Annotated in this window: 21 protein-coding genes; 17 read left to right on the top strand and 4 right to left on the bottom strand. The window is 73.4% G+C overall.

Annotated features, from left to right (window positions below; all coding sequences use genetic code 11):
* Positions 1–173 precede the first annotated feature (173 nt).
* The 3 genes from ybaK to AB0O40_RS34540 all read right to left on the bottom strand — a co-directional run bounded on the left by ybaK (position 174) and on the right by AB0O40_RS34540 (position 3,041).
* Positions 174–674, bottom strand: coding sequence for a Cys-tRNA(Pro) deacylase (gene ybaK, locus AB0O40_RS34550; protein ID WP_365049637.1), 501 nt, complete (start codon positions 672–674; stop codon positions 174–176).
* Between the two features lie 16 nt (positions 675–690).
* The gene (locus tag AB0O40_RS34545) at positions 691–1,431 is read right to left on the bottom strand and encodes an LON peptidase substrate-binding domain-containing protein (protein WP_365049636.1); all 741 of its coding nucleotides are present in this window, start codon (positions 1,429–1,431) and stop codon (positions 691–693) included.
* Positions 1,432–1,511: 80 nt separating this feature from the next.
* Positions 1,512–3,041 carry an oxidoreductase gene (locus AB0O40_RS34540; RefSeq protein WP_365049639.1) on the bottom strand — a complete coding sequence of 510 codons (1,530 nt, stop codon included), beginning with the start codon at positions 3,039–3,041 and terminating at the stop codon, positions 1,512–1,514.
* Between the two features lie 225 nt (positions 3,042–3,266).
* Here AB0O40_RS34540 and hisD point away from each other — a divergent pair, with 225 nt between their 5' ends.
* The 10 genes from hisD (at position 3,267) to AB0O40_RS34490 (ending at position 11,074) form a co-directional block, all read left to right on the top strand.
* A complete protein-coding gene (hisD, locus tag AB0O40_RS34535; protein WP_365049634.1) occupies positions 3,267–4,589 on the top strand; it encodes a histidinol dehydrogenase in 1,323 nt (440 codons plus the stop codon).
* Positions 4,586–5,707, top strand: coding sequence for a histidinol-phosphate transaminase (locus AB0O40_RS34530; protein WP_365049632.1), 1,122 nt, complete (start codon positions 4,586–4,588; stop codon positions 5,705–5,707). Before hisD ends, AB0O40_RS34530 begins: the two co-directional genes overlap by 4 nt.
* Entirely contained in the window at positions 5,704–6,297 is a 594-nt protein-coding gene (gene hisB, locus AB0O40_RS34525) for an imidazoleglycerol-phosphate dehydratase HisB (RefSeq protein ID WP_365049630.1), read from the top strand. The genes AB0O40_RS34530 and hisB overlap by 4 nt, the downstream gene beginning before the upstream one ends.
* Positions 6,298–6,299: 2 nt before the next feature.
* Positions 6,300–6,467, top strand: coding sequence for a hypothetical protein (locus AB0O40_RS34520; RefSeq protein ID WP_365049628.1), 168 nt, complete (start codon positions 6,300–6,302; stop codon positions 6,465–6,467).
* Positions 6,464–7,114 (top strand): imidazole glycerol phosphate synthase subunit HisH, encoded by a 651-nt coding sequence (hisH, locus tag AB0O40_RS34515; protein ID WP_365049626.1) that lies wholly within the window; start codon positions 6,464–6,466, stop codon positions 7,112–7,114. The genes AB0O40_RS34520 and hisH overlap by 4 nt, the downstream gene beginning before the upstream one ends.
* Positions 7,114–7,854 (top strand): bifunctional 1-(5-phosphoribosyl)-5-((5-phosphoribosylamino)methylideneamino)imidazole-4-carboxamide isomerase/phosphoribosylanthranilate isomerase PriA, encoded by a 741-nt coding sequence (gene priA / locus AB0O40_RS34510; protein WP_365049625.1) that lies wholly within the window; start codon positions 7,114–7,116, stop codon positions 7,852–7,854. The genes hisH and priA overlap by 1 nt, the downstream gene beginning before the upstream one ends.
* Positions 7,851–8,255: a RidA family protein gene (locus AB0O40_RS34505; protein WP_365049623.1), complete on the top strand. Its 405-nt coding sequence runs from the start codon at positions 7,851–7,853 to the stop codon at positions 8,253–8,255. The genes priA and AB0O40_RS34505 overlap by 4 nt, the downstream gene beginning before the upstream one ends.
* On the top strand, positions 8,252–9,007 hold the full coding sequence (gene hisF, locus AB0O40_RS34500) for an imidazole glycerol phosphate synthase subunit HisF (RefSeq protein ID WP_365049622.1): 756 nt from the start codon (positions 8,252–8,254) through the stop codon (positions 9,005–9,007). The genes AB0O40_RS34505 and hisF overlap by 4 nt, the downstream gene beginning before the upstream one ends.
* Positions 9,008–9,107: 100 nt before the next feature.
* Positions 9,108–10,304: a DNA sulfur modification protein DndB gene (locus AB0O40_RS34495; RefSeq protein WP_365049620.1), complete on the top strand. Its 1,197-nt coding sequence runs from the start codon at positions 9,108–9,110 to the stop codon at positions 10,302–10,304.
* Between the two features lie 122 nt (positions 10,305–10,426).
* On the top strand, positions 10,427–11,074 hold the full coding sequence (locus AB0O40_RS34490) for an NYN domain-containing protein (protein ID WP_365049618.1): 648 nt from the start codon (positions 10,427–10,429) through the stop codon (positions 11,072–11,074).
* A gap of 19 nt (positions 11,075–11,093) precedes the next feature.
* Here AB0O40_RS34490 and AB0O40_RS34485 read toward each other — a convergent pair whose 3' ends face one another.
* Positions 11,094–11,726 carry a TIGR03085 family metal-binding protein gene (locus AB0O40_RS34485; protein ID WP_365049616.1) on the bottom strand — a complete coding sequence of 211 codons (633 nt, stop codon included), beginning with the start codon at positions 11,724–11,726 and terminating at the stop codon, positions 11,094–11,096.
* A gap of 212 nt (positions 11,727–11,938) precedes the next feature.
* Between AB0O40_RS34485 and AB0O40_RS34480 the strand changes: the two genes are divergently transcribed.
* The 7 genes from AB0O40_RS34480 (at position 11,939) to trpC (ending at position 17,554) form a co-directional block, all read left to right on the top strand.
* On the top strand, positions 11,939–13,003 hold the full coding sequence (locus AB0O40_RS34480; RefSeq protein WP_365049614.1) for a hypothetical protein: 1,065 nt from the start codon (positions 11,939–11,941) through the stop codon (positions 13,001–13,003).
* A gap of 98 nt (positions 13,004–13,101) precedes the next feature.
* On the top strand, positions 13,102–13,473 hold the full coding sequence (hisI, locus tag AB0O40_RS34475) for a phosphoribosyl-AMP cyclohydrolase (protein ID WP_365049613.1): 372 nt from the start codon (positions 13,102–13,104) through the stop codon (positions 13,471–13,473).
* 19 nt (positions 13,474–13,492) lie between these two features.
* Positions 13,493–14,992, top strand: coding sequence for an anthranilate synthase component I (locus AB0O40_RS34470; protein ID WP_365049611.1), 1,500 nt, complete (start codon positions 13,493–13,495; stop codon positions 14,990–14,992).
* Positions 14,993–15,041: 49 nt separating this feature from the next.
* Entirely contained in the window at positions 15,042–15,683 is a 642-nt protein-coding gene (locus AB0O40_RS34465; RefSeq protein WP_365049609.1) for a TIGR02234 family membrane protein, read from the top strand.
* Between the two features lie 112 nt (positions 15,684–15,795).
* A complete protein-coding gene (locus AB0O40_RS34460) occupies positions 15,796–16,005 on the top strand; it encodes an HGxxPAAW family protein (RefSeq protein ID WP_365049608.1) in 210 nt (69 codons plus the stop codon).
* A gap of 93 nt (positions 16,006–16,098) precedes the next feature.
* Positions 16,099–16,608 carry a DUF2752 domain-containing protein gene (locus AB0O40_RS34455; RefSeq protein ID WP_365049606.1) on the top strand — a complete coding sequence of 170 codons (510 nt, stop codon included), beginning with the start codon at positions 16,099–16,101 and terminating at the stop codon, positions 16,606–16,608.
* A 136-nt stretch (positions 16,609–16,744) separates the two neighbouring features.
* Positions 16,745–17,554, top strand: coding sequence for an indole-3-glycerol phosphate synthase TrpC (gene trpC / locus AB0O40_RS34450; protein ID WP_365049604.1), 810 nt, complete (start codon positions 16,745–16,747; stop codon positions 17,552–17,554).
* The last annotated feature ends 144 nt before the right edge of the window (positions 17,555–17,698 follow it).

Here is a 17,698-nt window from a genome sequence, read left to right as displayed (position 1 = left end):
GCCCGGGCCTGCCTCCGGTCCAGCCTGCCACCCCCTCCCCCAGCTACCGCTGGGAGGTGCCCCCAGCACCGCTCCCCACACATCCCGACCGCCCGCGGGCCACGCGTACAGCCGTCGGCCGGCGGCGGTACGGCGTACCCGGGGCCGGGTTACCGCGGCCGCGCGGGCCGGGGCTACGGGCGGGCGATGGGGGCCAGGAGGGCGTTGGTGAGGGTGGCGAGGTCGGTGGGGGAGAGTTCGAGCTCCAGGCCGCGGCGGCCCGCCGAGACGCAGATCGTGGCGTGGGCCGAGGCCGAGGCGTCCAGGACGGTCGGCAGGCGCCGCCGCTGGCCCAGCGGCGAGATGCCGCCCCGGACGTAGCCCGAGGACCGCTCGGCCGCCGCGGGATCGGCCATCACGGCCCGCTTCGCCCCCACCGCCGCGGCCAGCGCCTTGAGGTCCAGGGAGCCGGCCACCGGGACCACCGCGACCGTCAGCGCCCCGTCCGCCTCCGCGATCAGCGTCTTGAAGACGCGCTCGGGGCTGACGCCCATGGCCTGCGCGGCCTCCTCGCCGTACGAGGCGGCCGCCGGGTCGTGCTCGTAGGCGTGCACGGTGAAGGCCGTCCCGGCCGCCGTCAGTGCGACCGTGGCCGGCGTCCCCGTACCGCCGCCCTGCTTCGTCTTCTTCGCCACCGGCGCCCCTCTCGGTTCAGTTCGGGCTGGTCGGCGCCCGGGTCAGGTCCACCGCCGGCAGCGACGGCAGGTGCCGCAGCACCGCGGTCTCCGCGCGCAGCAGCTTCAGTTCCTCCGCCAGCCGGGTCGCGGTGTCCGGGGCCTGCAGCAGCCGCTGCTTGGACGGGATGTCCAGCACGGCCGCCGCCGCCACCAGGTACGAGACCACCGACGGCTCGTCCGGCAGCTCCGCGCCCGTGGTCAGGGTCCGCTCCCGGGCCCCCGCCAGCCGCTTCTGGTACGCCCGGAACGCCCGCAGGACGCCCTCGGCCAGTGCCCCCGCACCGTCCCCGGCGTCCTCCGGCAGTTCCTCCAGCTCGGCCGTCAGGAACGGGCCCGAGGCGTCCACCGACAGCAGCCGCACCCGGGTGGTGCCGGTGGCCAGCACCTCGAAGCTGCCGTCCTCGCGCTCCCGGATCGTCGCCGCGTCCGCGATGCAGCCGACCCGGTGGAAGGCCTGGATCGGGTCCGGGCCGAAGCCCGCGGCCGGCCCCCGCTCGGGCATCGCCGTCGGGTCCGGCATCCCCGGCGCGGTCGGTGCCACCTCGCGGCCGTCGCGGATCGCGACGACGGCGAAGCGGCGGGGCGCGTCCTCGCCCGACTTCAGCAGGTCGCGCATCATGGCGCGATAGCGCTCCTCGAAGACGTTCAGGGGCAGGACGAGCCCCGGGAACAGCACCGAGTTGAGCGGGAAGAGCGGCAGGCGAACGGTGGTCACGACGGTCAGCGTAGTGGCCCCACCGGCCACCGCGTCACCCCGCCCGCCCGGACCCCGTCAGCCCGCCCGCCCGGCCCGGCTCACCCCCTGCGGAGCAGCCGGGACGCCCCGGCCGCCACGGTCGTCGCCAGGATCCAGCCCAGCATCACCAGCGCCGCGGACACCCACTGCCAGCCGCCCTCCAGCCGCCAGTAGCCCTCCTGCCCCAGATCGATCACCGGCACCAGCAGGTCCAGGGCGTACAGCACCGGATTCCACTCCGGATGCTCGTCCGCCTTGATCGCCGGCGGATCATGGCGGGAAAACACCAGTGCCCCGGCCGCCCACAGCACGGCCATCCACAGCGCCGCCCGGCCCGGCCGGTAGCCGTACGCCACCGTCCAGTCCTGGAGGTGGCCCCACAGCTTCCCGGCCAGCGGCAGCGTCTCGCGCCGCCGCCGCTGCTTGGCCAGCAGGACCTCCCGGGCGTCCGCGTCCTCGCCGCTGTTGCGCAGCACCGCCGCCAGCCGCTCGTACGGCTCCGGCGAGTACTCCGGGGTGGCCGCCTCCACCCACTCCAGCCGCCGCACCAGCGGGAAGTGCCCGCGCGGCGCCAGGATCTCGTACGAGAAGCCGTCCATGGCGAAGCCGCCCGGACCCGGCCAGCTCATGGCCGTGTCCACCAGCTTGACCACCTTGGCGCCGGAGAGCACCACCCGCCCCTGCTCCGGCCGCTCGCCCACGAACCGCAGCTCCGGCGTCTGGATCCGGCGCAGCGACACCTCCTGGTCCGAGGCGAGCGAGAAGCGCGCGCCGTAGAAGTCCACCGCGTCCCCGAAGCGGCCGTCGTCCAGCCGCAGCCCGCCCCGGCAGTCGAAGCGCTGCACCCGGGCCCCGCGCACCGGCGTGCTGCTGATCCCGTACGGGGGAGTGGAGCCGCTCTCGCCGTCCAGCGCGACCGAGGTCAGGTAGAGCGTCCGCTCCACCGTCAGCTGCGGGGCGTTCAGCGCCCGCCGGCCGTAGGGGTTGCGCAGCTTGGCACCCCGCAGGCTCATCGACACGCCGACCTTCGCGCCGCGCAGGCTGATCTCCCCGTACGACTCCAGCATCTCGGCCTGGAAGTCCTGCGCCACCGACATGCCGTCCGCGGCGATCGCCCGGCCCTTGCGGTCCCGCTGCACCACCAGCTCGCTGATCAGCAGGTCCGTGCCGATCTGCGCGTCGGTCAGCCGGATCCCGCGGGCCACCCGGCAGCGCGGCAGGTGCAGGTCGCCCGCGGTGTGCAGGCGGGCCGCCTCGATCCGCGGGACCGCGCAGCGCACCAGCCGCAGGGTGGTGAAACGGGCCTCCGGCAGCAGCAGCTCGCCGTCGAAGCGGCAGGACTGGAGCTCGACGTACGGCTCGACCAGCCCGCCCGACAGGTCGAGCCGGCCGGTGATCCGCGCCCCGCGCAGCTTGAGGGAGTTCACCCGCCCCGGCACCGGCGGCGGCCCGCTCAGCAGCAGCAGCGCCAGCACCTCGGCCCGCACGCTGCGCTCCGTACCCCAGCGGCGCTCGGAGAACGGGTCGTCCAGCTCCGCCACGCGCGCCGACAGGTCGCAGACGCTGCCGGTCCGAAAGGCCCGCCACATCCGCAGCTCCGGCTCGGTCAGGTCCTCCGGAGCCCCCTCGACCAGCGGGTCCGCCCCGCCGGGACCCTCCCTGCGCGCCTGTTCCACCGGCATGCCGTCCACGTCAGGCCCCCCATCCCCTCGCCCCGTCCTGCGCACGGTAGTGGCACCGTGTGACAGCCGGGACCCGTATCAGCCAGTGATACGGACGACCAGTGGCGGGAGCGGGTCTGAGAGAATCGGAGAGTGATCTCTCGTATCGACCTGCGCGGTGACGCCCTCCCCGAGGGTGCCGCCCTGCGCGATCTGCTGCCCCGTGCCGAGTTCGACGTGGAAGCCGCCCTGGAGAAGGTGCGGCCCATCTGCGAGGACGTGCATCATCGTGGCACCGCGGCGCTGATCGAGTACGCGCAGAAATTCGACGGGGTCACCCTCTCCCAGGTCAGGGTCCCTGCAGAAGCGCTCGAGAAGGCCTTGGTCGAGCTCGACCCGGCCGTCCGCGCCGCCCTCGAGGAGTCGATCCGGCGCGCCCGGATCGTGCACGCCGCCCAGCGCCGCACCGAGCACACCACCCAGGTCGTGCCCGGCGGCACCGTCACGGAGAAGTGGGTGCCCGTCGAGCGGGTGGGCCTCTACGCTCCCGGCGGCCGGTCCGTCTACCCCTCGTCCGTGATCATGAACGTCGTCCCGGCGCAGGAGGCGGGGGTCGGCTCCGTCGCGCTCGCCTCCCCGCCGCAGGCCGAGTTCGACGGCCTGCCGCACCCCACGATCCTGGCCGCCTGCGCGCTGCTCGGGGTCGACGAGGTGTACGCCGCCGGCGGCGCCCAGGCCGTCGCGATGTTCGCGTACGGCACCGACGAGTGCGCCCCCGCCAACATGGTCACCGGCCCCGGCAACATCTGGGTCGCGGCCGCCAAGCGGTACTTCACCGGGAAGATCGGCATCGACACCGAGGCCGGCCCGACCGAGATCGCCGTGCTCGCGGACGCCACCGCCGACCCGGTGCACGTCGCCGCCGACCTGATCAGCCAGGCCGAGCACGACCCGCTGGCCGCCGCCGTCCTGGTGACCGACTCCGAGGAGCTGGCGGCCGCCGTCGAGCGGGAGCTGGCACCGCAGGTCGCGGCCACCAAGCACGTCGAGGACCGGATCAAGCCCGCGCTGGCCGGCCGCCAGTCCGCCGTCGTGCTGGTGCGCGACCTGGAGGACGGCCTCGCGGTCGTCAACGCCTACGGCGCCGAGCACCTGGAGATCCAGACCGCCGACGCCGCCGCGCTCGCCGCCCGGGTGCGCAACGCCGGCGCGGTCTTCGTCGGCCCCTGGGCCCCGGTCTCGCTCGGCGACTACTGCGCCGGGTCCAACCACGTGCTGCCCACCGGCGGCTGCGCCTGCCACTCCTCGGGCCTGTCCGTCCAGTCCTTCCTGCGCGGCATCCACATCGTGGACTACACCCGCGACGCCCTCGCCGAGGTCACCCACCACGTGGTCACCCTCGCCGAGGCGGAGGACCTGCCCGCGCACGGTGCCGCGCTCAAGGCCCGATTCGACTGGAAGGTGCCCGGCCAGTGACCTCGTACGACCAGGTCGGCATCGACGACCTGCCCATCCGCGACGAGCTGCGCGGCAAGACCCCGTACGGCGCGCCCCAGCTCGACGTGCCCGTCCAGCTCAACACCAACGAGAACCCGTACCAGCTGCCCGAGGCGCTGGTCGCCCGGATCGCCGAGCGGGTCGCCGAAGCCGCCCGCACCCTCAACCGCTACCCCGACCGGGACGCGGTGGAGCTGCGCACCGAACTGGCCGGGTACCTCAGCCGCACGGGCGGGCACCCGGTCGGCCGGGAGAACGTCTGGGCCGCCAACGGCTCCAACGAAGTCCTCCAGCAGCTGCTGCAGACCTTCGGGGGCCCCGGCCGCACCGCCCTCGGCTTCGAGCCCTCGTACTCGATGCACGCGCTGATCGCCCGGGGCACCGGCACCGGCTGGATCTCCGGCCCCCGGCGCGCGGACTTCACGATCGACGTCGAGGCCGCCCGCGCGGCGATCGAGGAGCACACCCCCGACGTCGTCTTCATCACCTCCCCCAACAACCCCACCGGCACCGCCGTCGGGGCCGAGACGGTCCTCGCGCTCTACGACGCCGCCCAGGCCGTGAAGCCGACGATGGTGATCGTCGACGAGGCCTACGTCGAGTTCAGCCACCGCGCCTCGCTGCTGCCCCTCCTGGCGGGCCGCCCGCACCTGGTGGTCTCCCGGACCATGTCCAAGGCCTTCGGCGCGGCCGGCCTGCGGCTCGGCTACCTGGCCGCGCACCCCGCCGTCGTCGACGCCGTCCAGCTGGTGCGGCTGCCGTACCACCTGTCCGCCGTCACCCAGGCCACGGCCCTGGCCGCCCTGGAGCACACCGACACCCTGCTCGGCTACGTCGAGCAGCTCAAGGCCGAGCGCGACCGGCTGGTGGCCGAGCTGCGCGCGATCGGCTACGAGGTCACCGAGTCCGACGCGAACTTCGTCCAGTTCGGGCGGTTCGCGGACTCGCACACCGCCTGGCAGCAGATCCTCGACCGGGGCGTCCTGGTCCGGGACAACGGAGTACCCGGATGGCTGCGGGTCACCGCGGGCACCCCGGCCGAGAACGACGCGTTCCTGGAAGCGGTTCGCGCACTGAAGAAGGAGCAGCAGGCATGAGCCGCATCGGACGGGTGGAGCGCACCACCAAGGAGACCTCGGTCCTGGTCGAGATAGACCTGGACGGCACCGGCAAGGTCGACGTGTCGACCGGCGTCGGCTTCTACGACCACATGCTCGACCAGCTCGGCCGGCACGGCCTCTTCGACCTCACCGTCAAGACCGACGGCGACCTGCACATCGACTCGCACCACACCATCGAGGACACCGCCCTCGCGCTGGGCGCCGCCTTCAAGCAGGCCCTCGGCGACAAGGTCGGCATCTACCGCTTCGGCAACTGCACCGTGCCGCTGGACGAGTCCCTGGCCCAGGTCACCGTCGACCTCTCCGGCCGCCCGTACCTCGTGCACACCGAGCCCGAGAACATGGCGCCGATGATCGGCGAGTACGACACCACGATGACCCGGCACATCTTCGAGTCCTTCGTGGCCCAGGCGCAGATCGCCCTGCACGTGCACGTCCCGTACGGGCGCAACGCCCACCACATCGTCGAGTGCCAGTTCAAGGCGCTGGCCCGGGCCCTGCGGTACGCCGCCGAGCACGACCCGCGCGCGGCCGGCATCCTGCCCTCCACGAAGGGCGCCCTGTAACCGTGACCGGTCTGTCCACCATCCTGATCGTCGTCGGCCTCTTCCTCGCCGGCGGCGTGTACTCCTTCAAGAAGCAGAAGATGCCCACCGGCGTCATCGTGCTGCTGGGCCTCAGCTCGCTGATGTGCCTGGTCGCCGGGGTCCTGCGGATCCAAGGAATCTGGGAGTGAGCGCCGTGCGCCCCACCAAGAAGGTCGTGGTCTTCGACTACGGCTTCGGCAACGTCCGCTCCGCCGAGCGGGCCCTGGCCCACGTCGGCGCCGACGTGGAGATCACCCGCGACTACGACAAGGCCATGGACGCCGACGGCCTGCTCGTGCCCGGCGTCGGCGCCTTCTCCGCCTGCATGCAGGGGCTCAAGGAGGCCCGCGGCGACTGGATCGTCAGCCGCCGGCTCTCCGGCGGCCGGCCCGTCATGGGCATCTGCGTCGGCATGCAGATCCTCTTCGAGCGCGGCATCGAGCACGGCGTGGAGACCGAGGGCCTGGACGAGTGGCCCGGCACGGTCGAGCCGCTGAAGGCCCCCGTCGTGCCGCACATGGGCTGGAACACCGTCGAGGCCCCCGCGGACAGCCGGCTGTTCGCCGGCCTGGACGCCGACGCCCGCTACTACTTCGTGCACTCCTACGGCGTGCGCGAGTGGTCGCTGGAGGTCACCAACCCGGCCATCCGCGCGCCCAAGGTCACCTGGGCCACCCACGGCGAGCCCTTCGTCGCCGCGGTGGAGAACAGCGCCCTGTGGGCCACCCAGTTCCACCCCGAGAAGTCTGGCGACGCCGGAGCACAGCTCCTCACCAACTGGATTGGCACTCTGTGATGTCGAAGAAGCTCGAACTCCTGCCCGCCGTCGACGTCCGCGACGCCCAGGCCGTCCGGCTGGTGCACGGCGAGTCCGGCTCGGAGACCTCGTACGGCTCCCCGCTGGAGGCCGCCCTGTCCTGGCAGGCCGCCGGGGCCGAATGGCTCCACCTGGTCGACCTCGACGCCGCCTTCGGCACCGGCGACAACCGCGCCCTGGTCGCGGAGATCACCGGCGCCCTGGACATCAAGGTCGAGCTCTCCGGCGGCATCCGCGACGACGCCTCCCTCGCCAAGGCCCTGGCCACCGGCTGCACCCGGGTCAACCTCGGTACCGCCGCCCTGGAGACCCCCGAGTGGGTCGCCAAGGTCATCGCCGAGCACGGCGACAAGATCGCCGTCGGCCTCGACGTCCGCGGCACCACCCTCAAGGGCCGCGGCTGGACCAGCGAGGGCGGGGACCTCTACGAGACCCTGGCCCGCCTCGACTCCGAGGGCTGCGCCCGCTACGTCGTCACCGACATCGGCCGCGACGGCACCCTCACCGGCCCCAACCTGGAGCTGCTGAAGAACGTCTGCGCCGCCACCGACAAGCCGGTGGTGGCCTCCGGCGGCGTCTCCTCGCTCGCGGACCTGCGCGCCATCGCCGAGCTGGTCCCGCTGGGCGTCGAGGGCTCCATCGTCGGCAAGGCCCTGTACGCCAAGGCCTTCACCCTCCAGGAAGCCCTGGCCGAGGTCTCCGGGGTGGTCGCGTCATGAGCGGCGTGCGCCACGTCCAGAGCGGCAGCCCCTGGGAGGAGACCTTCGGATTCGCACGCGCCGTGGCGGCCGGCGACCGGGTCGTCGTCGGCGGCACCACCTCCTTCAAGGGGCCGGTGCTGCACGGCGAGGGGGACCCGTACGAGCAGGCCAAGGTCGCCTTCGGCACCGCCTTCGAGGCGCTGGCCGAGTTCGGCCTCGGGGCGCAGGACGTCATCCGCACCCGGCTGCTGCTGACCCACGTCCGCGACATCGACGAGGTCGGCCGGGCCCACAAGGAGCTCTTCGACTCCGTGCGGCCGGTCTGCACCCTCATGGTCGTCGACAGCTTCGTCGACCCCCGCATCCTGGTCGAGGTCGAGGTCGAGGCCTACCGCGGTCCGGAAGGAGCAGCCTCGTGACCCTCGCGGTACGCGTCATCCCCTGCCTGGACGTCGACAACGGCCGGGTCGTCAAGGGCGTCAACTTCCAGAACCTCCGCGACGCGGGCGACCCCGTCGAGATGGCCAAGCTCTACGACGCCGAGGGCGCCGACGAGCTGACCTTCCTCGACATCACCGCTTCCTCGGGCGACCGGGAGACCACCTACGACGTGGTGCGCCGCACCGCCGAGCAGGTCTTCATCCCGCTCACCGTCGGCGGCGGCGTGCGCACCGCCGAGGACGTGGACAAGCTGCTGCGGGCCGGGGCCGACAAGGTGGGCGTCAACACGGCCGCCATCGCCCGCCCGGAGCTGATCCGGGAGATCGCCGAGCGGTTCGGCCGCCAGGTGCTGGTCCTCTCGGTGGACGCCCGCCGCACCCCGGCCGGCACCTTCGAGGTCACCACCCACGGCGGCCGCCGCGGCACCGGCATCGACGCCGTCGAATGGGCCCACCGGGCCGCGGAGCTGGGCGCGGGCGAGATCCTGCTCAACTCCATGGACGCGGACGGCACCAAGGACGGCTACGACATCGAGATGATCGCGGCGGTCCGCAAGCACGTCACCGTCCCGGTCATCGCCTCCGGCGGCGCCGGCCGGCTGGACCACTTCCCGCCGGCCATCGCCGCGGGCGCGGACGCGGTGCTCGCCGCCTCCGTGTTCCACTTCGGCGACCTGCGCATCTCCGAGGTCAAGCAGGCCCTCCACGAGGCCGGCCACCCGGTCCGCTGACCCCTCGCTGCCCGCCGCGGGGCTCCCCTCGAGATTCCTTTTCCGGCTTTCTCGAGAAAAGCCCTGCGGCGGGCTCGAGGCGGCGCCTAACCTCGTCCGCATGGCGAAGTTAAGTACCGACGAACTGGACCTCGCGGCAGGGATGTTCATCCGCTGCCTGCCGGTGGACGACCACACCACGCACGTCCAGATCCAGTTCCGGCAGCTCAATGTGATCACCCATGACCCGGTCCTGCTCCAGTCCCACGTGAAGTCGCGGCACCCCGACATCACGGACGAGGACGTCGAGCTGCACTCCCTGGTCCAGCGCGGGCTGGAGCTCGGCAAGAAGATCAACATCCCCAAGTACGCGGCCTACATCGACCGGCACGTGCGCGCGGAGCGCGTCGGCGTGCTGCCGCCCATCCACCTGTGGACCCCCCAGGAACTGTCCGTCGTGCAGTCCGCGCACAAGGGCGGCGTGCTCCAGCAGTACCTCTGCGTACCGCACGACCTCAAGCTGCTCGCCATCGACGGCGAGACCCAGCTCGCCAGCCACTACCACCTGCAGAACAACCTCACCGACGAGGCGGGCAAGAAGGCGCACGCCACCGCCTACCTCAGCGCCGTGGTCCACGACGACCGCACGCCCATGCAGGCCCGGCAGTTCTTCTACGACCTGAACGTCCTCGGCGTGAAGGTCAACTCGGCCATCGCCCTGAGCATGGACACCGACGACCCGCTGATGGAGGTGGTCGGCCGGCTCTCGGAGGAGATCCCCTTCTTCCAGGGCAAGGTCGAGCGGATCTCCCGGCAGATCAAGAAGAACAGCCCCAAGGTGGTCAAGCTCCAGGACCTGCGCCAGTTCGTGGTCAACATGGTGCACGGCATCGCCGGCGTCCAGTACGGCACCAAGCCCGCCCCCATCGACCACGTCGACCTGGCCGACCTGGAGGCGCTCGCCCGGGACTGGCTGACCGACTACACGGACGCCTTCGCCGCGGAGATCACCGACCGGGAGGGCTGCGTCGCCGCCATGGGAAGCGTGCTGGCCGCGGTCGGCGCCATGGGCCGCCGGCTGCTGGAGGCGCCCGCCGAGGAGCGGGCCGGGCTGCGTGCCCAGATGCTCGACAGCCTCAGCCGGGTCGACTTCGCCAAGGGCGACCACTGGCTGGGCACCGTGCTGACCAAGACGCCCCGGGGCGCCTACACGGTCAACGGCCCCAAGCAGTCCGCCTACGCGGTCTACGGCGCCCTGAGCGACCCCGGGAACCCGGCGTACAAGGCCGTCCGCGGAGACGAGTCACCCAGGCCCTGAGGGGCCCGACCGTCACCACCGACACGAAAAAACGGCCCCGTCGCCGGGGCCGTTCCATCGGCGCGCACGCCGACCTTGTATGCCTTCACCGTAACAGGCGGGCCCGTCCCGCCGGGAGAACCGTGAGCACCGTCATCGCCTACGTCGACGGACCCAACCTCGACTACTCCATCCGGGCCAGCTACGGCACCCGTCACCTCTGGCTGGACCTGGCCGGGCTGGTCGAGCGGCTGCGCCCCGCCGACCGCCTGGTCCGCGTGCAGTACTGCACCACGCTCGTGGTCAAGGACCCCGCGGCCCTCGCCGACCAGCACGCCCACCTGCACGCCCTGTCCGCGCACCGGCCCGGCGCCGTGAGCACCGAGCTGGGCCACTACAAGGTCCACAAGCCGCGCTGCGGCGCCTGCCGGCAGGGCTACCACTGCGGCTGCACCCCGCCCCGCAGGTTCCACCGGCACGAGGAGAAGCGCACCGACATGGCCATCGGCGCCCGCCTGATCGAGGACAGCGCCAACCGGGCCTCCGAGGTCGCGCTGATCGTCTCGGCGGACTCCGACCTGGTGCCGGCGGTGGAGGCGTCCCGGCGGCTGGACCCCGGCCGCCGGATCTACCTCGCCCTGCCGCCCGGCTACGAGCGCCCGAGCCGGCACTTCCGCTCCGTCGGGTCCTTCACGATCAACGAGACCGCCCTGCGCGCCAGCCAGCTCCCGCAGACCGTGACGGACCCGGTCACGGGCGCGGCGTACCGGCGGCCGGCGAAGTGGGCGTAGGGCCTGCCCGCCGGCCGGGCTAGATCCCCAGCTTCGCCGTGGTCAGCTGGGCGACCGCCGTCTTCTCGCCGTCCAGGTCGATCCGGGCGGCGTCCTGGCGGCCGAAGCAGAAGAGGGTCAGCTCGCCCGGCTCGCCGGTGACCGTCACCACCGGGACGCCCTTGTGGGCCACCGCCGTGCGGCCGTCCGGGCGGCGCAGCACCAGGCCCACGGGGGAGCGGCGGCCGGTCAGCCGGGCCAGCTTCTCCAGCCGCGCCCACAGCGCGTCGGAGAACACCGGGTCCAGCTCCCGCGGGCTCCAGTCCGGCTGCGCCCGCCGCACGTCCTCGGCGTGCACGTAGAACTCGACCGCGTTCGCCGCCTCGTCGATCTGCTTCAGCGCGTACACCGACATCTTCGGCGGGCCGGTGCGGATCAGGTGGATCAGCTCCTCGTACGGCTTGGCGCCGTACTCCGCCATCGCCTGGTCCAGCCGCCCCTTGAGGACGTTGAGGAGCAGGCCGCCGGCCGCGTCCGGGCGCCGCTCCCGGACCACGACGTGGGCCGCCAGCTCCCGGGTCCGCCAGCCCTCGCACAGGGTCGGGGCGTCCGGACCGGCCTGCTCCAACAGATCGGCCAGCAGCAGTCGTTCACGCTTCGCATGGGTAGACATGCCGGTCAGCCTACGGCGCCGCCGCCCGCCGCGGCGTAGGACGTGTGGTCCCCGTGCGCCGGGCCGCCCTCATACCGTCGGGCGAACCGCCCCGGGACCGGCCCCGGCCCGCCGCGACCGGACCGTAGCCTGCCCGCAGGTCCCGGACGGCCGGGGGACGACGGGACCGCCACCGGGCGCGCCGCGCCCGCCCGACCTGGGGGGATACCACCTTGTCCTTACGTTCCAGCCTCTACAGATGGGTCACGGCGCTGACCGTGGCCGTGCTCGCCGTCGCCGCCGGCACCGCCTCCGCCGCCGTCCGGCCGGGCCCCGCGCCCGCGAGCGTCGCGCTCGCCGCAGCGCCGCGTACGGCGGCCGGTACCAGCTGCTTCCAGAAGGTCGACCGGTGCGTCAGCTCCGACCCGACCGTCTCCTTCAAGCTCGTCAGCCGGGGCGACACCAGCAGCTGCACCTTCTCCCTGACCACCGTCTGGGGTGACGGGGCCACCGACAAGCAGGACTTCAACGGCGGCGCGGACGGCGCCGAACTGGTCCAGGCGAAGCACAAGTACACCAAGCCCTCGCCCTTCCTCGCCCCGAAGACGTACGCCATCACCTGGAACGCCGCCGTGGTCACCGGCCTCACCTGCCGCAGCAACGGAGGACCCCTGACGTTCGTCCGCACCTGCACGGACACCTCGCTCAGCGGCGCGGCCTGGGCCAAGAAGTGGCCGAGCCCCACCAGCACCTCGGAGCTCACCCCGGCCTTCCGCAAGGACGTGGACGCCTTCATCGGGGCCATGCGGGCCGCCGGGATCCGGGTGCAGTCGGAAGCGACCTTCCGGCCCTTCGAGCGGGCGTACATGATGAATTCCGTCTGGAACATCGTGAAGAAGAAGACCACCGCCGACAAAGTGCCCGTCTTCAAGCCCGGCAAGGACCAGGACCACGTCAACATCTGCTGGCAGCACACCGACGCCAACGGCGTGTACGACCCCGCCGCCTCCCTGGCCGCCGCCGGACGCCTCTACAAGGCCCTCGGCATCAGCGCGGGCCTGAAGTTCGAGCCCGCGCTCAAGGGCATGCACACCCAGCGCAAGGCCATCGACATGGGCACCACCTGGACGGCCCGGAGCATCACCGTCCGCAACCACGCCGGCCAGCGGGTCACCATCTCCAGCGGGCCGCACGACGGGACGAACGCCAAGCTCATCGCGGTCGGCGCCACCTACGGCGTCCTGCACATCCAACCCGCCTCGAAGGACACGACCCACTGGTCCACCAACGGGCACTGACCCGGGGCGACCCGGCCCGCCGTCCCGCCGTCCGTCCGCACGTGACCATCAGTCGGACGGCGGCGGGGCGGCCCCCGGGCACCCGGCAGAATGGCCCCATGAGCACTTCCCGGCCCAGCGGCCTCGACCCCGCCGTCGCCGACCGCCTCAAGCGGTCCGCGGACGGACTGGTACCCGCCATCGCCCAGCAGTACGACACCGGTGAGGTGCTCATGCTGGGCTGGATGGACGACGAGGCGCTGCACCGCACCCTCACCACCGGCCGCTGCACCTACTGGTCCCGCAGCCGCGGCGAGTACTGGGTCAAGGGGGACACCTCCGGCCACGTCCAGCACGTCAAGTCCGTCGCCCTCGACTGCGACGCGGACACCCTGCTGGTCAAGGTCGACCAGGTCGGCGCCGCCTGCCACACCGGCGCCCGCACCTGCTTCGACGCCGACGTGCTGCCGCTCAGCGCCCCCGCCCAGTAGACAGATAGGGTCTGCCGCCATGGATCTCGAGATCTTCCGCAAGCTCGCCGGTGACCGCCGGGTCATCCCCGTCACCCGCAAGCTGCTCGTCGACGGCGACACCCCGGTGGGGCTGTACCGCAAGCTCGCGGCCGAGCGCACCGGGACCTTCCTGCTGGAGTCCGCCGAGCACGGCCGCTCCTGGTCCCGGTACTCCTTCATCGGCGTCCGCAGCTCCGCCACCCTGTCCGCCCGCGACGGCCAGGCCCACTGGACCGGCACCGCCCCGGTCGGCGTCCCCACCACGGGCGACCCGCTGGCGGCGCTGCGCGCGACCATCGAGACCCTGCACACTCCCCGCGACCTGGCCGCACCGCTCGGCGGCGCCATGCCGCCCTTCACCGGCGGCATGGTCGGCTACCTCGGCTACGACATCGTCCGCCGCCTCGAGCGCATCGGCGAGCACGGCGGCGACGACCTGAAGCTGCCCGAGCTGACCATGCTGCTCACCTCCGACCTCGCGGTCCTCGACCACTGGGACGGCACCGTCCTGCTGATCGCCAACGCGATCAACCACAACGACCTCGACACCGGCGTGGACGAGGCGTACGCGGACGCGGTCGCCCGGCTCGACGCGATGGAGGCGGACCTGGCCCGCCCGGCGCCGTATACGCCGGCCCCGCTGCCGCCCGCCGAGCTCCCGGAGTTCTCCGCCCGCTGGGGCGGCCCCGCCTACCAGGCGGCCGTCGAGGACGTGAAGGAGCGGATCCGGGCCGGCGAGGCCTTCCAGGTGGTGCCCTCGCAGCGGTTCGAGACCCCCTGCACTGCCTCCGCGCTGGACGTCTACCGGGTGCTGCGGGCCACCAACCCCTCGCCGTACATGTACCTCTTCCGCTTCGACGGCTTCGACGTGGTCGGCTCCAGCCCCGAGGCGCTGGTCAAGGTCGAGGACGGGCGCGCCATGGTGCACCCGATCGCCGGCACCCGGCACCGCGGCGCCACCCCGCAGGAGGACCACGACCTCGCCGAGGAGCTGCTGGCCGACCCCAAGGAGCGCGCCGAGCACCTGATGCTCGTCGACCTCGGCCGCAACGACCTCGGCCGGGTCTGCGAGCCGGGCTCCGTCGAGGTGGTCGACTTCATGTCCATCGAGCGCTACTCGCACGTCATGCACATCGTCTCCACCGTCACCGGCAAGGTCGCCGACGGCCGCACCGCCTTCGACGTGCTGACCGCCTGCTTCCCGGCGGGCACCCTCTCCGGCGCCCCCAAGCCGCGCGCCATGCAGATCATCGAGGAGCTGGAGCCCACCCGCCGCGGCCTGTACGGCGGCTGCGTGGGCTACCTCGACTTCGCCGGCGACTCCGACACCGCCATCGCCATCCGCACCGCGCTGCTGCGCGACGGCACGGCGTACGTCCAGGCCGGCGCCGGGGTGGTGGCCGACTCGGACCCGGTGTCCGAGGACACCGAGTGCCGCAACAAGGCCGCGGCCGTGCTGCGCGCGGTGGCCGCGGCGAACCGGCTCCACCAGGCCTGATCCCCGGCGGGCCGAGCCGCTAGCGGGCCGCGAGGGGCGGTAGGGGATAGTGGAGTACGTGAGTGCCGTACCCCACCCCCGAACCGCTCCCCGGGCCGCCACGCCCAGCAGCCGCCGCAGCGTCGCCGTGGCCCTGCTGCTCGGTGCCCTGGGCGCGACCGTCGTCCTCCTCGCCTCCGGCCGCACCTGGGCGCGCGGCACGGCCGCCGTCGGAGGAGGAACGCTTCCTCTGACCGCCGACGGCCAGACCGTCACCGGCGTCCCCGCCGCCCTCGCCATCGTCGGGCTGGCCGCCCTGGTCGCCGTCTTCGCCGTCCGCGGCCGTAGCCGGCTGCTGGTGGCGGGCCTGCTCGCGCTCTCCGGGGCGGGGGCCGGCCTGGCCGCCGTCCTCGGCGCCGGCGACCGGGCCGCGCTGGACGACGAGGCCGCCCGGACCACCGCCGACACCGCCGCGACCGTCGCCGGACTGACCCACACCGCCTGGCCGTACGTCACCGCGGCGGGCGCCGCGCTGATCCTGCTCGCCGGGCTGCTGGCGCTGCGGTACGGCCGTACCTGGCCGGCCATGTCGGGCCGGTACGAGCGCGACGGCTCCCCGCGCCCCCGGAAGGCGGCCGTGCTGGACCCCGACCGGCCCGAGGACCTGTGGAAGGCTCTGGACCGGGGCGAGGACCCGACCGGCACCGGCTGACCCGGCCGGCCGATCTTCGGGCCACCCCGGCGCACCGTGCCCCGCACGGTGCGGGAGAATGACATCCGAGCGTTCGACCCAGCACGTTCGACAGAGCAACGAGGAGCAACTCATGGCGGGCAGCAGCCACGGACACACCCCGGCCGCCTGGACCGGTGTCATCATCGCCTTCATCGGTTTCTGCATCGCGGGAGCCTTCATGGTGCTGGCGAACCCCGTCGGCTTCTGGGCCGGTCTGGCCGTCGTCGCGCTCGGCGGTGTCGTCGGGATGGCGATGCGGGCCGCGGGCATGGGCCAGAAGAAGGCCGCCGCCGCGGCCTGAGCGGCCGCGGCCGCTCGGCCGTCGGAACGCACTTTCCGGAAGGCGCGGCCCCCTGGGGCTGCGCCTTCCGGCGCAGACGGCGACAATCACCGGGTGGACGCCTCTCGCACCCCGCCGGCCGCACCGCCGGCCGGCCCGCTCCCGCCGCCCCGGCCGGCCCCGCCGGTGCCCGCCGCACCGGCCGCCGTACCGGCCGTGCCGGTCTCCCGGGTCCGCCGGCTGGCCGTACCGCTCGGCCTCGTCGCGGGGGCCGTGGCGGCCTTCGGGTACGTCGGCGCGGTCGACCCCAACCAGCCCGGCCACTACCCGGTCTGCCCCCTCCTGCGGCTCACCGGGCTGCTGTGCCCGGGCTGCGGGGGACTGCGCAGTGCGCACGCGTTCGCTCAGGGCGATCTCGTCACCGCACTGGGCGCGAACGCCGTGGCGGTGGCCGGCTATTTCGCCTTCGCCGCCTTCATGATCCTCTGGCTGGTGCGCGCCGCCCGCGGCCGTCCGGCCCCGCAGCCCGCCCTGAAACCGGCCCACTGGTGGGCGATCGGCGCCCTGGTCCTGGTCTTCTCGGTGGTCCGGAACCTCCCCTTCGGCTCGGCGCTGGCCCCATGAGGCGCCCGTTCCGGATGTCCAGGTGCTGGGACCGGGCCCACACCGTGCGGAGCTGCGCTCCGCGGCGGGCTAGCATGGCAGTGCTGACCTTGGACAGCCCGACCACCGTCTCCGTACCCGGAAGGGGGCCGCTCGCGTGAGTGTGCTCGACGAGATCATCGAAGGGGTCCGCGCAGACCTTGCCGAACGGCAGGCCCGCGTGAGCCTCGACGAGCTCAAGGAGCGTGCCGCCAAGGCGCCCCAGGCCAAGGACGGTGTCGCGGCCCTGCGCGGCGACGGCGTGAAGGTCATCTGCGAGGTCAAGCGCTCCAGCCCCTCCAAGGGCGCGCTGGCCGCCATCGCCGACCCCGCCGGGCTCGCCGCCGACTACGAGGCGGGCGGCGCGGCCGTCATCTCGGTCCTGACCGAGCAGCGGCGCTTCGGCGGTTCGCTGGCCGACCTGGAGGCCGTCCGCGCCCGGGTCGACGTGCCGATCCTGCGCAAGGACTTCATCGTCACGGCCTACCAGCTGTGGGAGGCCCGGGCCTACGGCGCCGACCTCGCGCTGCTGATCGTCGCCGCCCTCGAGCAGGAGGCCCTGGTCTCCCTCATCGAGCGGGCCGAGTCCATCGGCCTGACCCCGCTCGTCGAGGTCCACGACGAGGAGGAGGTCGAGCGCGCGGTGGCCGCCGGCGCCCGGATCATCGGCGTCAACGCCCGCAACCTCAAGGACCTCAAGGTCGACCGCGGCACCTTCGAGCGGGTCGCCCCGGAGATCCCGGACCACATCGTCAAGGTCGCCGAGTCCGGCGTCCGCGGCCCGCACGACCTCATCGCCTACGCCAACCAGGGCGCCGACGCCGTGCTCGTCGGCGAGTCCCTGGTCACCGGCCGGGACCCGAAGGCGGCCGTGGCCGACCTGGTCGCCGCCGGCGCGCACCCCGCCCTGCGGCACGGCCGGAGCTGACCCCGCCGTGACCGCCGCCCGCCGCGTCCGCCGCCCCGCCCCGAGCCACCGCTCGGGGCTGGCCGGCGCGCCCGCGGCGGCCCCGGCGCGCGACCCGCACGCCCCCCTGGCCCCCGGCGGCCAGCCGCGCGGGTGCGGCGCCCC

It is taken from the genome of Streptomyces sp. NPDC089919, from assembly GCF_040684615.1.
Taxonomy (GTDB): Bacteria; Actinomycetota; Actinomycetes; order Streptomycetales; family Streptomycetaceae; genus Streptomyces.
The sequence above is the reverse complement of the archived record's forward strand: the minus strand, read 5'-3'. Positions and strand labels throughout refer to the sequence as shown.

Excerpts from the sequence above, each read along its gene's own strand:
- AB0O40_RS34460 (WP_365049608.1), top strand. The coding sequence starts at position 15,796 with ATGGCGGGCAGCAGCCACGGACACACCCCGGCCGCCTGGACCGGTGTC.
- AB0O40_RS34540 (WP_365049639.1), bottom strand. The coding sequence starts at position 3,041 with ATGTGGCGGGCCTTTCGGACCGGCAGCGTCTGCGACCTGTCGGCGCGC.
- AB0O40_RS34495 (WP_365049620.1), top strand. The coding sequence starts at position 9,108 with ATGGCGAAGTTAAGTACCGACGAACTGGACCTCGCGGCAGGGATGTTC.
- AB0O40_RS34485 (WP_365049616.1), bottom strand. The coding sequence starts at position 11,726 with ATGTCTACCCATGCGAAGCGTGAACGACTGCTGCTGGCCGATCTGTTG.
- priA (WP_365049625.1), top strand. The coding sequence starts at position 7,114 with ATGTCGAAGAAGCTCGAACTCCTGCCCGCCGTCGACGTCCGCGACGCC.
- hisB (WP_365049630.1), top strand. The coding sequence starts at position 5,704 with ATGAGCCGCATCGGACGGGTGGAGCGCACCACCAAGGAGACCTCGGTC.
- AB0O40_RS34505 (WP_365049623.1), top strand. The coding sequence starts at position 7,851 with ATGAGCGGCGTGCGCCACGTCCAGAGCGGCAGCCCCTGGGAGGAGACC.
- hisI (WP_365049613.1), top strand. The coding sequence starts at position 13,102 with ATGAGCACTTCCCGGCCCAGCGGCCTCGACCCCGCCGTCGCCGACCGC.
- AB0O40_RS34470 (WP_365049611.1), top strand. The coding sequence starts at position 13,493 with ATGGATCTCGAGATCTTCCGCAAGCTCGCCGGTGACCGCCGGGTCATC.